This window comes from Geobacter sp., from assembly GCA_009684525.1.
In the GTDB taxonomy this organism is placed as follows: Bacteria; Desulfobacterota; Desulfuromonadia; order Geobacterales; family DSM-12255; genus Geoanaerobacter.
Window position 1 is genome coordinate 717,108 of record WKKR01000002.1, and the last position, 12,640, is coordinate 729,747.

At 60.9% G+C, this 12,640-nt stretch carries 17 protein-coding genes; 7 read left to right on the forward strand and 10 right to left on the reverse strand.

The genetic code is table 11. The features are described 5' to 3' along the window. Positions 1–242 precede the first annotated feature (242 nt). The 4 genes from GJT30_09395 to GJT30_09410 all read left to right on the forward strand — a co-directional run bounded on the left by GJT30_09395 (position 243) and on the right by GJT30_09410 (position 2,883). Positions 243–566: a hypothetical protein gene (locus tag GJT30_09395; GenBank protein MSM39816.1), complete on the forward strand. Its 324-nt coding sequence runs from the start codon at positions 243–245 to the stop codon at positions 564–566. Further along, positions 566–1,426, forward strand: a complete 861-nt coding sequence (locus GJT30_09400) for an HDOD domain-containing protein (GenBank protein ID MSM39817.1) — start codon at positions 566–568, stop codon at positions 1,424–1,426. Before GJT30_09395 ends, GJT30_09400 begins: the two co-directional genes overlap by 1 nt. Then, positions 1,410–2,357 (forward strand): diguanylate cyclase, encoded by a 948-nt coding sequence (locus tag GJT30_09405; GenBank protein MSM39818.1) that lies wholly within the window; start codon positions 1,410–1,412, stop codon positions 2,355–2,357. The genes GJT30_09400 and GJT30_09405 overlap by 17 nt, the downstream gene beginning before the upstream one ends. A 196-nt stretch (positions 2,358–2,553) precedes the next feature. Continuing rightward, positions 2,554–2,883: a PilZ domain-containing protein gene (locus GJT30_09410; GenBank protein MSM39819.1), complete on the forward strand. Its 330-nt coding sequence runs from the start codon at positions 2,554–2,556 to the stop codon at positions 2,881–2,883. 83 nt (positions 2,884–2,966) lie between these two features. Here the strand turns inward: GJT30_09410 and GJT30_09415 are convergent, their stop codons facing one another. The 5 genes from GJT30_09415 to GJT30_09435 form a co-directional block, all read right to left on the reverse strand. Further along, a complete protein-coding gene (locus GJT30_09415; protein ID MSM39820.1) occupies positions 2,967–3,650 on the reverse strand; it encodes a cyclic nucleotide-binding domain-containing protein in 684 nt (227 codons plus the stop codon). An 8-nt stretch (positions 3,651–3,658) separates the two neighbouring features. Continuing rightward, the gene (tkt, locus tag GJT30_09420) at positions 3,659–5,668 is read right to left on the reverse strand and encodes a transketolase (protein MSM39821.1); all 2,010 of its coding nucleotides are present in this window, start codon (positions 5,666–5,668) and stop codon (positions 3,659–3,661) included. A gap of 38 nt (positions 5,669–5,706) precedes the next feature. After that, a complete protein-coding gene (locus GJT30_09425) occupies positions 5,707–6,162 on the reverse strand; it encodes a PAS domain S-box protein (protein MSM39822.1) in 456 nt (151 codons plus the stop codon). A gap of 105 nt (positions 6,163–6,267) precedes the next feature. Further along, a complete protein-coding gene (locus GJT30_09430) occupies positions 6,268–7,098 on the reverse strand; it encodes a GNAT family N-acetyltransferase (GenBank protein ID MSM39823.1) in 831 nt (276 codons plus the stop codon). After that, on the reverse strand, positions 7,083–7,946 hold the full coding sequence (locus tag GJT30_09435; protein ID MSM39824.1) for a radical SAM protein: 864 nt from the start codon (positions 7,944–7,946) through the stop codon (positions 7,083–7,085). The genes GJT30_09430 and GJT30_09435 overlap by 16 nt, the downstream gene beginning before the upstream one ends. A 401-nt stretch (positions 7,947–8,347) precedes the next feature. Between GJT30_09435 and GJT30_09440 the strand changes: the two genes are divergently transcribed. Continuing rightward, positions 8,348–8,590, forward strand: coding sequence for a hypothetical protein (locus GJT30_09440; protein MSM39825.1), 243 nt, complete (start codon positions 8,348–8,350; stop codon positions 8,588–8,590). A gap of 12 nt (positions 8,591–8,602) precedes the next feature. Here the strand turns inward: GJT30_09440 and GJT30_09445 are convergent, their stop codons facing one another. After that, entirely contained in the window at positions 8,603–9,031 is a 429-nt protein-coding gene (locus GJT30_09445) for an ADP-ribose-binding protein (protein ID MSM39826.1), read from the reverse strand. A 50-nt stretch (positions 9,032–9,081) separates the two neighbouring features. Here GJT30_09445 and GJT30_09450 point away from each other — a divergent pair, with 50 nt between their 5' ends. Together GJT30_09450 and draG are read left to right on the forward strand one after the other, a co-directional pair. Further along, positions 9,082–9,378 (forward strand): hypothetical protein, encoded by a 297-nt coding sequence (locus GJT30_09450; GenBank protein MSM39827.1) that lies wholly within the window; start codon positions 9,082–9,084, stop codon positions 9,376–9,378. After that, positions 9,375–10,283 carry an ADP-ribosyl-[dinitrogen reductase] hydrolase gene (gene draG, locus GJT30_09455; GenBank protein ID MSM39828.1) on the forward strand — a complete coding sequence of 303 codons (909 nt, stop codon included), beginning with the start codon at positions 9,375–9,377 and terminating at the stop codon, positions 10,281–10,283. Before GJT30_09450 ends, draG begins: the two co-directional genes overlap by 4 nt. A gap of 29 nt (positions 10,284–10,312) precedes the next feature. Here the strand turns inward: draG and GJT30_09460 are convergent, their stop codons facing one another. The 4 genes from GJT30_09460 to nifX form a co-directional block, all read right to left on the reverse strand. Further along, positions 10,313–11,113 carry an N-acyl homoserine lactonase gene (locus tag GJT30_09460; GenBank protein ID MSM39829.1) on the reverse strand — a complete coding sequence of 267 codons (801 nt, stop codon included), beginning with the start codon at positions 11,111–11,113 and terminating at the stop codon, positions 10,313–10,315. A 130-nt stretch (positions 11,114–11,243) separates the two neighbouring features. Further along, positions 11,244–11,573, reverse strand: a complete 330-nt coding sequence (locus GJT30_09465; protein ID MSM39830.1) for a dinitrogenase iron-molybdenum cofactor biosynthesis protein — start codon at positions 11,571–11,573, stop codon at positions 11,244–11,246. Between the two features lie 231 nt (positions 11,574–11,804). Further along, positions 11,805–12,068 (reverse strand): ferredoxin III, nif-specific, encoded by a 264-nt coding sequence (gene fdxB, locus GJT30_09470; GenBank protein ID MSM39831.1) that lies wholly within the window; start codon positions 12,066–12,068, stop codon positions 11,805–11,807. Between the two features lie 62 nt (positions 12,069–12,130). Then, positions 12,131–12,517 carry a nitrogen fixation protein NifX gene (nifX, locus tag GJT30_09475; GenBank protein ID MSM39832.1) on the reverse strand — a complete coding sequence of 129 codons (387 nt, stop codon included), beginning with the start codon at positions 12,515–12,517 and terminating at the stop codon, positions 12,131–12,133. Positions 12,518–12,640: the final 123 nt, after the last annotated feature.

Sequence of the window (12,640 nt, forward strand, 5' to 3'; positions counted from 1 at the left end):
TAACGTATGCCAAATTGCCGTGAAGTTGTCAAGTCTGGTGGCGCAAGGGGTTACGGCCTGGGGGGTGTCGGAGGTCGATGATGCGAAAGCCTCATGTGCGGCAGTGAATACCCCATGTGCGGCAAAGCCCGTTGAGAGGTTGCCGAATCGGCAATACCTGTTATTAATTATTGATAATGAGCTGTCTACCGCTCAAGAGGTCGGGTTGGATATCCGATACGATTAATCAGAGAGGCTCTCCCATGCAGAACATTCCAATCTTGCTTGCTGCTCCCGAAATGGTGCTGGCGCGTGATGTGCGCCGTCCCGACAGTCAGTCGGGGCCGCCGGTCTGCGGCAAGGGGGTAGTATTGAACGAATCCCTCATTGAGCGGCTGAAGTCGATGGGGGTTCAGAAGGTGACCGTGGAAGGGCATCCGGTCTGGCTGGAAGGGGACAAGACCCTTCCGGAGCTACTGGAACTACTGGAAAAGCGATTCAGGAAAGTCGATCACGAGCCGTTGATGAACCGTCTGAAGGAAATCTACAAAGCGCAGTTGATCCGCTCGATGGATGGTGCTGACTGATGGGAGACAAGCGCCAGGAAATCCTCAGCATCATCAAGGACACCAGATCCCTGCCGATCCTGCCCGGCATAATCACCAAGCTCAATGCCCTGGCACAGAACAGCAAATCGTCCATTCAGGAGATGGCCCGGCTGGTCTCTTCCGACCAGGTGCTGTCCGCCCGGGTCCTCAGGCTGGTCAACTCCCCTTCATACGGTTTCTACCGGGTCTCCACCATTTCCAATGCCATGATCCTGCTCGGTATCGACGTGGTAAAGTGTCTCGCCCTCAGCACCTCCATCTTCGAGATCATGGAACAGAACATCATGGGGCTCTGGGAGCACTCCCTGGGGACCGGCGTGGCGGCCAATGTCATTGCCTGCCGACTGAAGCTGGCCGAGACCGAGGAGATCTCCACTGCAGGGCTGCTCCACGATATCGGCAAGGTGATCATCAAGCTCAAATTTCAGGATGACTACGACCAGCTTCTCAAGCTTGTGGAGGAGCGGGATATCTACTACAACAAGGCTGAACTGGAACTTCTGGGCATCGACCATTCGGATGTGGGGGGGTGGCTTGCCAACTCGTGGTATCTGCCCGAGAAACTGGTCGAACCGATCATGTACCATCACGATGTGAGCAAGGCAAAGAATCATCAGGTGAAGACTGCCGTGGTCCATCTCGCCGATGTCCTGGTCAAGGCGAGCGGCTTCGGCTTCAGCGGTGATGACCTGGTTCCCCAGATTCAGCCTTTGGCCTGGCAGCGTCTCAATCTGAACGAACAGTTCCTGGCGGAGCTCGTCGAGGAGATCGAGGACCGGCTGATCGACGCGAAAAACTTCAGCATGGAGCTACAGGAAGGCAATGAAACCCGGACTTAGGATCTACCTGATCGCCGGTACGCCGTCGCTGGCATCGCAGATGGAGATCCGCCTGCAGAGCAAAGGGCACCAGGTATTCACCCTTGAAGGATTCTGCAATCTCATCGGGTTTGCCTATAACGACCCTCCTGACCTTTTCATCCTGGATATTTCAGCGGGTGACGAGGTTACCTTTTCCATAATCCGGGAGCTTAAGAGGGACAGCTACTTCAGTGTCGTCCCGATCATCGGTCTCATGAGCGAGTCCATGGCCCGCAGTTTCGACTGGACAGAGACGCCTCTCGACGATTTTATCTTCCTGCCGGTGAGTTATCCCGAACTCTTCACCCGCATTGATCTGTCCGTGCAGCGGATTCGACGTGTGTTCGACAACAATGCGCTGACCCGCCTGCCGGGCAACACCTCCATCCAGCATGCCGTCGAACGGGTTATCGGCAAGCCGATGGCCATCTGCCACGTGGATATCAATCACTTCAAACCTTATAACGATGTCTATGGTTTTTCCCACGGCGACGAGGTTTTGCGCATGCTGGCCAGGATCATATTCAATTCGGTCAAGGAGTCGGGGGGGGGATTCACGGGGCATATCGGCGGCGACGATTTTGTTTTCATCGTTCCGATCGAGCGGGCAGAGCAGGTGAGTCAGGAGATCATCCGCAATTTTACCGCCATCATTGCCGACCTCTTCGGCGAACAGGAAAAGACCTGCGGCTACTATATCGGTTACAACCGGCGGGGGCAGAAGGAACAGATCCCGCTGCTCGGGCTTGCCATTGGCATTGTCCATGGCAATAACCCCAATATCCGTCATTACGGCAAGGTTGCCGAGGTTGCCGCCGAACTCAAGGCCTTTGCCAAGAAGTCCGAGAGCAGCTGCTATGTGGTCGATAAGCGAACCAGCCCGGCACGGACTGCAAAGGTAGAAGAATAAACTGTTTGGCTTGCTAAGGTTGTGGCTGATCTGCTATAAGGAGAGGCAGCCGGAGCGGCTCGCGCATGTCGTCGGCTGTTTTTCCGGATGACCGGATTAATTTCCTCAAGATATTCCCCACGACGACGATAGAAAGCTATAAATCGAACCTGGGAAAGGAGGAGACACGCCCTTGGACAACAGGAAGTTCAGAAGAATGTCGTTTAACGCACAGGTTCTGGTCAGTCACGGCGATGTGTCCTTTGTCGGGACGGTGGAAAACCTCAGCCTCAAAGGGCTGTTCGTCAAGACGGATCAGAAGATTCCCCTGAACGAGACGGTGAATATCTCCCTCTCATTCAAGGGAAATAAGGGAAATCTCTCCCTGGGGCTGGATGGACGGGTCGTGCGGGTGACCGAAGAGGGGATAGGGCTCAAGTTTGGCAAGATCTCCATCGACTCCCTGGAAAGCACCCTGAACGGCGGCGAAAGCAGTGCCAGCAGCGACTGCCAGGTGCCGCACGGACTCTGCCAGGCTGCCGTCTAGCCCAGCCGGTCAGATTTCCCCATTGATAAACCGCTAAAATCAAAAGCCGGGCATCTGTCCCGGCTTTTTTCATTCCCGCCCTTCTATCTTTCCGCCAGCTCTCTCAGCCGCTTCAGGTCGTAAATGATCACCCTGCTCCCCTCTACCTCGATGATTCCCTCTTCCCTCAGCTTGCGGAGCGTACGCGAGAGGGTTTCGCTGACCGTTCCCAGCCGTGAGGCCAGTTCCCCCTTTTTCATCTCCAGTTCCAGGTAGGTCTTCCCCTGGAAGGTCGTAGATTTGCGCTCGATCAGCTCGCAGAGGTAGGCGGCCAGGCGGGCCGGGACCTCGGCAAAGGAGAGCTCCTCGATCTGGCGCGCAAACCGGCGCAGGAGCAGCGACAGGGAGACGATGAGGTTCAGCGAGAACTGCGGATTGCGCTCTAAAAGCCCCATGAATGCCTCGCGGGGGAAGAAGAGCGCCTCTCCCTTGTCGATGGCGCGTGCCTCGGCCGGATACCGCCCGTCGCCGAAGAATGCAGCTTCGGCAAAGGTTTCGCCGGGGTGCACGAAATGGAGTACTTTCTCCCTGCCGTCCGGGGATATTTTGCAGAGCTTCATCCCTCCCGATGCCAGGAGATAAAAGCCATTGGCCGGCTCACCCTCGCTGAAGAGGGTCTCTCCCTTGGCAATGCTGCGCCTGGTGGCGATTTCCGCCACCTCTCCCAGGTTTCCATCGTTCAGGCCGGAGAAGAGCAGCGATTTTTTGAGAATGTCAGCGGTTTCCACAGAGTACCTCACAGATGTAAAAAGATACGAATCCTGGCAGCGACCTGCTGCGGGGTAAAGCCGAACTGCTGCGCGATCGCCTCTTCCGGGGCCGATGCGCCGAAGGTCTCGATGCCGATGAACAGGTCGTCGTGAGAAAGAGCCTGGTGCCAGAGGGCGCCGCGACCCGCCTCGATGGCTATGCGCGGGATGCCGGGCGGGATCAGCCGCTCGCGGTCCTCAGACGGCAGCGCCAGCAGCTGTTCCAGGCAGGGGACGGAGATGACGCGGGTCTGCACACCGTCTGCCTGCAGCAACTGCGCTGCGCCGATTGCCAGATGGACCTCGGAGCCGCTGGCCAGAAGGATCGCCCTGAGGCTGTTGCCGGGAGGGTCGAACACGACCGAACCGGCCAGGGGTTGCAGATCGGTGCAGGAACCTGCATTACGCTGGATGCGGGGGAGTTTCTGCCGTGAAAGGATCAGGGCCGTGGGGCCATGCCGGCGCATCAGTGCGGCGACCCAGGCCAGTGCGGTTTCGACGCCGTCGGCCGGGCGGATCACCTGCAGGTTGGGGATCATCCGGAGCGCTGACAGGTGTTCCACCGGCTGGTGGGTCGGGCCATCCTCCCCTACGAAGATCGAATCGTGGGTGAAGAGATAGATCGTCTGCAGTTTCATCAGGGCCGCCAGCCTTACTGCAGGCCGGCAGTAGTCGGAAAAGACGAGAAAGGTGGCGCCGAAGGGGATGAAGCAGCCGTACAGGGCCATGCCGTTCTGGATGGCGGCCATGGCATGCTCGCGGATGCCGAAATGGAGGTTGCGGCCGAGGAACGAACCGGCAGCGATGGCGTCGCTCTCCTTGATCCAGCTGTTGGTCGACGGGGCAAGGTCTGCCGATCCCCCCGCCAAGGAGGGAATCGCCGCCGCTGCCGCCTGCAGGACAGCACCGGAGAGGGAGCGGGTGGCGCCGTCGTTCGTCCCTGCCGCCTCCAGCAGGGTGGGGATGAGCCCCTCGGGAAGCTCCTTCTGCCACATCCGGTCCCAGAGACGGGCTCGGTCGGGGTTACGCTCCTGCCAGCGGGCGAATGATTCCCGCCATGATGCGGATTGGGCAGTCAGCTCCTCGACCCGCGTGCGGCAGAGTGCACGGACCTCTGCCGGGACATGAAAGGGCTCTTCGGGCCAGTCGAGCGCCCGGCGGGTCGCTGCCGCCTCGGCGGATCCCAGCGGGCTGCCATGGGCAGCGGCGGACCCTTCCTTGCCTGGACTCCCCTTGGCGATGCGGGTCCGGGCCATGATCAGGGAGGGGCGTTGCGTCTCTTTCCGGGCACTTGTAAGCGCTGCCGCCACCTCGTCCGGTGCGTGGCCGTCGACCCGCTGCACCTGCCAGCCGCAGGCGACGAACCGCTTTTCCACATCCTCGGAAAAGGCCAGGTCGGTTGCACCCTCGATGGTGATGCAGTTGTCGTCGTAGAGATAGATGAGGTTCCCCAGACGGAGATGGCCAGCCAGCGAGGCGGCCTCATAGCTGACCCCTTCCATCAGGTCGCCGTCGCTGACAATGGCATAGACCCGGTGGCTGATGGGGGAGAACTGGTCGTCCGCAAAGCGGGCCGCTGCCATCCTGGATGCCAGCGCCATGCCGACACCGGCAGCAAAGCCCTGGCCGAGCGGCCCGGTCGTCATCTCCACCCCTGGGGTGTGGCCGTACTCCGGATGCCCCGGCGTCCTGCTCCCCCACTGGCGGAAACGCTGCAGCTCAGAGAGCGGCAGGTCGAAGCCGAACAGGTGCAGCAGGCCATAGAGAAGCATGGAGCCGTGCCCGGCAGAGAGGATGAACCGGTCGCGATCGGCCCAGGAGGGGTCTGCCGGATCGAACCGCAGAAAGTGGTGCCAGAGGAGGAAGGCGTAATCGGCGGCTCCCATAGGAAGGCCGGGGTGGCCCGATGCCGCCTGCTCGACGGCATCGACCGCCAGCATCCGGAGGGTGTTTGCGCCAAGAAGGAGTTCCTCGGCCGGGGTAAGGGTTTTCGGCATCTGCAGTGGCCTTTCGGATGGTGAGTGTGAAAGCCCGGTCAGTCCCCGCTGTCGCCGTAACGGGCTGTCTCCATGGCAATCAGGCGGTTCTTCAGGTCCTGCTCCCGTTTCCAGCGATCGGAAACGTCGCGCAGGACAGCCGCGCAGCCGACCGGGGTCCCTGCGTCGTCACGGACCATCAGGATGGAAAATTCCGTGGAGATGCGGACCCCGTCGCCGCGCAGGGCGGGAACGGACAGCAGCCCGGTCTGATAGCGGGTGACCCCGCTCTCCATCACCTGGCGATAGCCATCCCAGTGCCGTTTGCGCAGGTTCTCGGGGATGATCAGGTCCAGCGGCTTCCCCAGCGCCTCGTCGGAGGGGATGCGGAAGATTCGTTCTGCCCCCTCGTTCCAGAGGCGGATGATCCCCTCCCGGTCCGTATAGAGAATCGCATCGGGGCAGTGCCGGATGATGGTTGCATGGAGCCACTGGTCGTGAGCGTCTCTGGTCATGGCCGTCTCCTGCCGTGGAATCGTCGAATCAGCTTTGGGTAGGGTGATATTTTCTCACAGCCTGAAGGGAAGTCCAGTCGAAAAATGAGGGGAACCGGCTGGCGGTCAGCCCATGCTCCCCATGCTGGCAAGGGCGTAGATGGTTTCCGGGTGAAACGGTGGGAGTGTGCCGCGGCACATGAGGAGGGTGCTGCCGATGGTTGAAAAACCGGACCGGCCGAGCAGGTCGGTTGCGTGGCGGTTCCCTTCCGGCAGATCGAGCACCACCGGCGATGCAGAAGGGTCGGGGCTGTACGAGGCATCAAGGAGCCGTGTTGCGGTATCGGCTGTCAGGGCGCTCCAGGGGCCGATCTGGATGCCATCGGGAGCAGGCCGGGTCACGATGAAACCGTTGTCAAGGGAGCGGCAGTCGCCTGCCACCAGGGAATCGCAGAGAATGCTGGCGCGCCGGTCTCCCCAGCCGTGGCGGTCGATGCTCACCATCTTGCGGTAGGAAGACTGGGAAAGCTTGTCAGCCGGTGCCGGTGCAACTGCTCCCATGCCCTGCCAGCGGCGGATCGTGTCGACCGTGGCAAAGCCGAGCCTGGCATAGAGCGGTGCACCCTGCTGCGAGGCCGTCAACCAGACGGATTTGGTTCCTGCCTGCTGCAGCGCCGCCAGCGCGGCCTCCATCAGCTGTCTGCCGACCCCCTGCCCCCGCAGGCCGTGGTCGACGATCAGGTTGCCGATCCAGCCGCTCGTGCCGTAGCGGATGGAGGTGATGAACGCCAGGGGGATGCCGTCCCGGCGGACAGTGCAGCAGCCCGCAGGGAACGTCCTGAGGAGGAAGGAGAACTCTTCCGGTGCGCAGATCCACCCCTCCCGGTCTGCCATGGCAAGGAAAGGGGGGATATCCGCGGCAACGAACGGTTCGACCCGCATCATGGTATGGCGCATCCGGCCGTTGTCTGGGAGAGGTCCTGGCCGATCAGCCCGACTGCGTCGGCCCGGCACTGGCGGCAGTGCTTGAACTGGCCGATGATCTGCTCGTTGGCCGTACGGACCTTTTCCAACTCCTCCGGAGTCGGTGGCACGACGCCGGCGAAGTCGGCCTGGGGGATGAGCGGCATGACGTTCATGACAAAGGCGCCCAGTTCCCTGATCTTCCGGGCAACGAGCGGCACCTGCTGTTCGTTGACGCCGGGGATGTAGACCGTGTTGATCTTGACGGTCATGCCGTAGCGGACAGCCTTTTCGATGCCCGAAAGCTGGTTGGCGATCAGGACGCGGCCCGCTTCCTCGCCGGTCAGGCGCTTGCCGCGATAGCTGACGTAATTGTAGATGCGGGCCGCGACGGCCGGATCGAGGGCATTCACGGTCACGGTCAGGCTGTGCAGCCCCAGGTCGTTCAGGCGGTCGATGCTTTCCGGCAGCAGCAGCCCGTTGGTGCTCATGCAGAGGATCAGGTGGGGGAATTCCTCCCCGATCAGGCGGAAGGTTTCGAAGGTCTCCTCGTTTGCCAGGGGGTCGCCCGGTCCGGCAATGCCGATCACCTTGATCATCGGCCCCAACAGTTCGCTGGCCATGACCTCGCGCACCTTGGTCAGCGCTTCGGCAGGGGTGAGGATGCGGCTGGTGACGCCGGGGCGCGATTCATTGGCACAGTCGTGCCGCCGCGTGCAGTAGCCGCACTTGATGTTGCAGCGCGGTGCCACGGCGAGGTGCATCCTGCCGTTTTTGTGGTGATTGCCGCCGAAGCAGGGATGCCCCTGGATATTTTTCCGTTCCGTGCATGTTGTTGCCATGATCGACTCCTTTCCTCTGCAGCCCTTTTCAGGGACAAAAAAGGGCGCCTGACCGTCTGGTCCGCGCCCTTGCCACATCCTCCGAAGCCGGGGAATCTCTCCTCCCCGCCATGCATCATCTTGATACAACGCTGTATCGTCCCTTTTCACGGGAGATAGCATTTGCCGTGCCATTACTTCATTAAAGCGTAAATCCTTTGTATTTCGGTTGGATACGAGAACGATGGTGTGCCGGAAGGCTGGTTGCTGCCTTGAACGAGGCAGCACTGGTTATTGCCTATGCACCAGGCCCGACAAAAATGGGGGCGAATCGGATGGAGCCTTGCCCATGGCCGTTGTACAGGATGGCATGGTCCATGTATCAAGGTGTGGCAGAGAGTTGCAACTGGAGGAGGTGTCCCATGACGCGGACAATAGATGGCATTGAGCATGTAACGGTGCAGGAGGCGGCTGCGGAGCTGTCAACGACCCATCTGCGGGTGATGATGCTGCTTAAGGAAAAGGCATTGCTCGGGATCGAGGCAGAGGGGGAATGGCTGGTGACCCGTGATTCGCTGGAATGCTGCAAGACTCACGGCGCGGATATGAAGGTTGCCAGGGGGTGCACAACCTACTGCTCTTCAGGCGGTTGCGGCTGCAAGTGACCCGGCGGGAAATCAGCCGTTGGTGATGACCAGGAAGCGATCATCGAAAAACGGTTCCAGGAGCGGGCGCACCAGATCCCAGGCAAGCCCGCCGCCACCGCAGCCGGGGCGGGGGACGACGACCAGCTCCCATCCCTCGCGATCGGCGAGCTCGCGCAGCTCATTGGCAGAACGGCTGATGAGGCGAAGATCCGGCAGCGACCAGGGGGTTTCCTCCACCGGGAAGCTGGCCATGTCCGTTCCGAGCCGGTGGACATGGTTTCCACCGTGCATCAGCAGGCGCCCCAGTTCGGCAGGGAGACCCGGGAAGCGCTGCCGTGCCTGGCGGGCACAGCCGTTGCCGAGCACGGCGTCTCCATTGGGAGAGACATGGCCGTTGGTGGTGATGACGATGACCGCCTGACCGAGATAATCCCAGATGTTTCCTGTTGTTTCGCGCATGCGCCACCTCTTGCGGGGAGTATGCCAAGCAGGGAGAGAAGGAGCCAGCAATGGGCATCCAGATCAAACCGTCCGACCTGTATTATAAGTATCCCAGGGACACCGTCAACCGGGACCGGCCGAAGTTTTCCGGCCTGCCCGATCCGCGGCCGTTCAACCGGGATGACCTCTACGAGGTGATTCCAATGTACGGTGCTGTCATGGATGCGCTTGGCCGGGACGACAGCCGGACCCTGCATCTCATCGAGGAGCTGATGATCCGCGACATGCCGTGCTTTCTCGTCTCCCGCGAAGAGGTGTACGATTTCCTGGTCGGGAGCATGACCGAAATCCTTGCGCAGCAATGAGAGCCTCGCTGCCGATCCATCCCGGAGAAGTGGCTGCCCGCGCCAGGTCTGCCCTGCTGGGTGTGGCCCTGGGCGATGCCCTGGGCGCGCCGGTGGAATTCATGACCTCCGGCGAGATCAGGGCAAAGTATGGCGTGCTGCGCGAGCTGGTGGGCGGGGGGTGGCTCCGCCTCAAGCCGGGCCAGGTCACTGATGATACCGAGATGTCCCTCTGCGTCGGCCGGGCCATTGCTGCTGCCGGTGGCTGGGACCTGGCGGGGGTTGCCGGGCAGTTTGCCGCCTGGCTGAAGACCAGGCCGGTGGATGTGGGGGACACCTGCCGTCGTGGCATCCGCAACTTCATGCTCAAGGGGGATCTGGAAACCCCGTTCAACCAGTGGGACGCGGGCAATGGCGCGCTGATGCGCATGGCCCCGGTGGCCCTCTTCACCGTCGGCAGCGACGAACTCCTCCAGAGCTGCACTATCCAGCAGGCGCACCTGACCCACAACCACCCGCTCTCCGATGCTGCCTGCGTCTGTTACGGCAGGCTCCTGCACCTGGCCCTCCTGGGCGCCTCCAAGTCGAGGCTCCGCCGCGAGGTGGACCGGATGCTGGAGGAGTTTGCCACCTTCCGCTTCGATCCCTACAAGGGGCTTGCCACCGGCTACGTGGTGGACACCTTCCAGACCGTCTGCCATTTTTTCTTCCGTGGCCGCGACTTCGAGGAATGCCTGGTGGGGGCGGTCAACCAGGGAGGGGACGCTGACACCACCGGAGCCATCATCGGCGGTCTGGCCGGGGCCTACTACGGCCTGGAGAGCATTCCCCAGCGCTGGCTGAAACGGCTGGACAAACGGGTCGCCGCAGAACTTGTCGACCTGGCCCAGCTGCTTTTGCGACTCTCCCCGCTTTCCTCGCAGTGATATCCCGTTTTCCCTGAAGAAGCATCGGCTCAGGTGGTGCACATGATCCGCCGCACCAGGTACTCGCCGCCGATGACCAGATATTCCCCTTCTCCCTTGAGGATGCTGTTGGGGATCAGCTTGTTGTAAAAGAATACCTTGGCGAGCGGCGCCATGATCTCCCAGACCGTGTCGCCGAATTCCCAGGCCCGTTCCTCGTCCGAGGTGAAGGAGACCAGGTTGTTCAGCCGGACGATCTGCTCCCGCCTGCCCAGGGTCTGGATGACCTCGTGGTCGTTGGCGTCGTTGGTGCCGCGGAACAGCCTGATGCAGGGGATCGCCTGGGGGAAGGCCCGTCCCAGCTCGTACTGGCAATACTCGAACAGGAGATCAAGCTGGGAATTGATGGCACTGGTCCGCTCGCTCCCCCTGGTGCGGTCCACGGCATAGACCATGTACTCTTCGGCATGGATGCCCGGAATGCGGATCTTGTGAAAGGTCGGCGGGATGCCGATCCTGCTCTCCACCCATCCTTTGAGCACCGCCCCTTCGATAGAGTTGGAATCCATCATCCAGCCGCGCAGAAAGCGGAGATAGCTGTTTTTCAGGCTCTTGCGGGCCGTGTCCGAGGCCTGGTCCTGCCAGTGGTGGAGCTGGAATTTGACCGACATGTAGTCGTTGAAGACGACGCCCCGCTCCTCGGCAGATGCGATGGTGTCGAGCTTTGTGAATAGGAAGCGGTTTGCCTGACGGACCCCTTGAATCACAAGGGGCTGGGGGTTTTCGTTGAAATGGCGGGAGGCGATCACCCAGGGGGGAAGGTTGCACAGGTTGTAGGAGCCGCTACGCATGGCGATACCTCGTTGTATGCCGATGTTCCGGGAGATCGGCAGGGGGGGACACGAAGACCGGGTGAAAGGAGGAAAACCGCCGGTTCTCGTGCCGCACCCCCTGTCAGGAGGTCGGACCTCTCTCCGTACATCAGAGCAGCTTGGCCAGTTCCACCACAGTCGGCTCCACTGGCCCGCTGGTCACATAGGTTTCGATGCCGAGGTCCCGCATGGCGTTCTGCGGTGCCTCGCCAATCTGGGAACAGAGCACTGCCCGACAACCGGTCAGTGCTTCTGCGATTGCCTGCAGAAGGTGATTGCGCAGCGGATGATCGGGATCGTATGAGCAGTAGCGCTCCACTTTCTTCTCATCCACCAGCCGTGCCTTGCCATTGTCCACATCATAGATCAGAAACCGTTCGGCATGGCCGAAATGCTGGTTGACCACCTTTCCGTCCTTGGATGCGACAGCGATGAGCATAATCTCCCTCCTTGCCGACGTGCGGCCTTGGGCACATGCCCCCTTGTTCTGCTCGTAACGAGTGTCCATCGAAAACTCCGGATGAGACACTGCTGGTTTGCAAATCAGAAAGGAGAAATTTTTCGTCCTGGCAAGGAAACCAAGGGATTGCGCGGAGGCTTGAGCCACGCTACGCTGCACAAGGAATCCCGCGGATTGACACCGCCAGGGCGGAAAAGAGCCCTTTCCGGACTAGAGTACGACCGGTTCGAACGTAAAGCACTTCTTGGAGCAGGTCCTGCCGCAGGCCTGGCAGCCGATGCAGTTGCCGGGATTTGCCACTTTCATGAACATCTTGGCCGAATCGTCCTCATCCAGCTCTTCGTATGCCAGCACGTCATGGACGCAGACCTTGAAGCAGCGGCCGCAGCCGATGCAGGTCTCGTCGTCGATGGACTTGATGAACTCCGGGGTCCATTCGGTCTTGTCTCTGCGCAATCCGGTGATGTATGCCATTGGTACTACCTCCTGTAGGTGGTGCGGGGTCGGGATGGCTAAGCCAGTCCCTCTTCCGGGTCTCAATCGTCGAGAAACGATCTCCGTTCGTCCTTGTGCATCGCCTTTTTGAGCCAGGGCGGCGGGTTTCCCTGGAGCACTTCCTGGAGCTTGCTCACGATGTCGGCCACCGGCACCTCTGCATTGGTTTTCATCGGGTGGATCTTCCGGGCAACCAGCTTGGCTGCCGCCGGTCCGCCGATCTGCATGGTATAGACGATGGCGCAGCCGGCAATGGCAGCGGCCCTGGCAGCGATCCGGTCCTCCTCGTCCTCGGCCGAGGTGATGGCGCTTATGGATGGCAGCTGCACGGCCTCGTCCGGGCCGATCTCCCAGACGTGAAAACTGGTGCACTGGCCAAAGTGCTGGTCGATCATTTCGCCGTTGGTACTGGTAAATGCCACTTTCATGGGAACCCCTTTCTGCAACACAAAAGGCGCCGGCATCCTGATGGATGCGCGGCGCCTTTGCCGAACCGGAAACGAATGCCGATGTAAAAGCACGGCGTGTGCCAAAATGCAACTGCCTGAAAT

Excerpts from the sequence above, each read along its gene's own strand:
- draG (MSM39828.1), top strand. The coding sequence starts at position 9,375 with ATGAGAGCCTCGCTGCCGATCCATCCCGGAGAAGTGGCTGCCCGCGCC.
- fdxB (MSM39831.1), bottom strand. The coding sequence starts at position 12,068 with ATGGCATACATCACCGGATTGCGCAGAGACAAGACCGAATGGACCCCG.
- nifX (MSM39832.1), bottom strand. The coding sequence starts at position 12,517 with ATGAAAGTGGCATTTACCAGTACCAACGGCGAAATGATCGACCAGCAC.
- GJT30_09395 (MSM39816.1), top strand. The coding sequence starts at position 243 with ATGCAGAACATTCCAATCTTGCTTGCTGCTCCCGAAATGGTGCTGGCG.
- GJT30_09430 (MSM39823.1), bottom strand. The coding sequence starts at position 7,098 with ATGCGCCATACCATGATGCGGGTCGAACCGTTCGTTGCCGCGGATATC.
- GJT30_09460 (MSM39829.1), bottom strand. The coding sequence starts at position 11,113 with ATGCGTAGCGGCTCCTACAACCTGTGCAACCTTCCCCCCTGGGTGATC.
- GJT30_09410 (MSM39819.1), top strand. The coding sequence starts at position 2,554 with ATGTCGTTTAACGCACAGGTTCTGGTCAGTCACGGCGATGTGTCCTTT.
- GJT30_09445 (MSM39826.1), bottom strand. The coding sequence starts at position 9,031 with ATGCGCGAAACAACAGGAAACATCTGGGATTATCTCGGTCAGGCGGTC.
- tkt (MSM39821.1), bottom strand. The coding sequence starts at position 5,668 with ATGCCGAAAACCCTTACCCCGGCCGAGGAACTCCTTCTTGGCGCAAAC.
- GJT30_09450 (MSM39827.1), top strand. The coding sequence starts at position 9,082 with ATGGGCATCCAGATCAAACCGTCCGACCTGTATTATAAGTATCCCAGG.
- GJT30_09405 (MSM39818.1), top strand. The coding sequence starts at position 1,410 with ATGAAACCCGGACTTAGGATCTACCTGATCGCCGGTACGCCGTCGCTG.
- GJT30_09425 (MSM39822.1), bottom strand. The coding sequence starts at position 6,162 with ATGACCAGAGACGCTCACGACCAGTGGCTCCATGCAACCATCATCCGG.
- GJT30_09440 (MSM39825.1), top strand. The coding sequence starts at position 8,348 with ATGACGCGGACAATAGATGGCATTGAGCATGTAACGGTGCAGGAGGCG.
- GJT30_09435 (MSM39824.1), bottom strand. The coding sequence starts at position 7,946 with ATGGCAACAACATGCACGGAACGGAAAAATATCCAGGGGCATCCCTGC.
- GJT30_09465 (MSM39830.1), bottom strand. The coding sequence starts at position 11,573 with ATGCTCATCGCTGTCGCATCCAAGGACGGAAAGGTGGTCAACCAGCAT.
- GJT30_09400 (MSM39817.1), top strand. The coding sequence starts at position 566 with ATGGGAGACAAGCGCCAGGAAATCCTCAGCATCATCAAGGACACCAGA.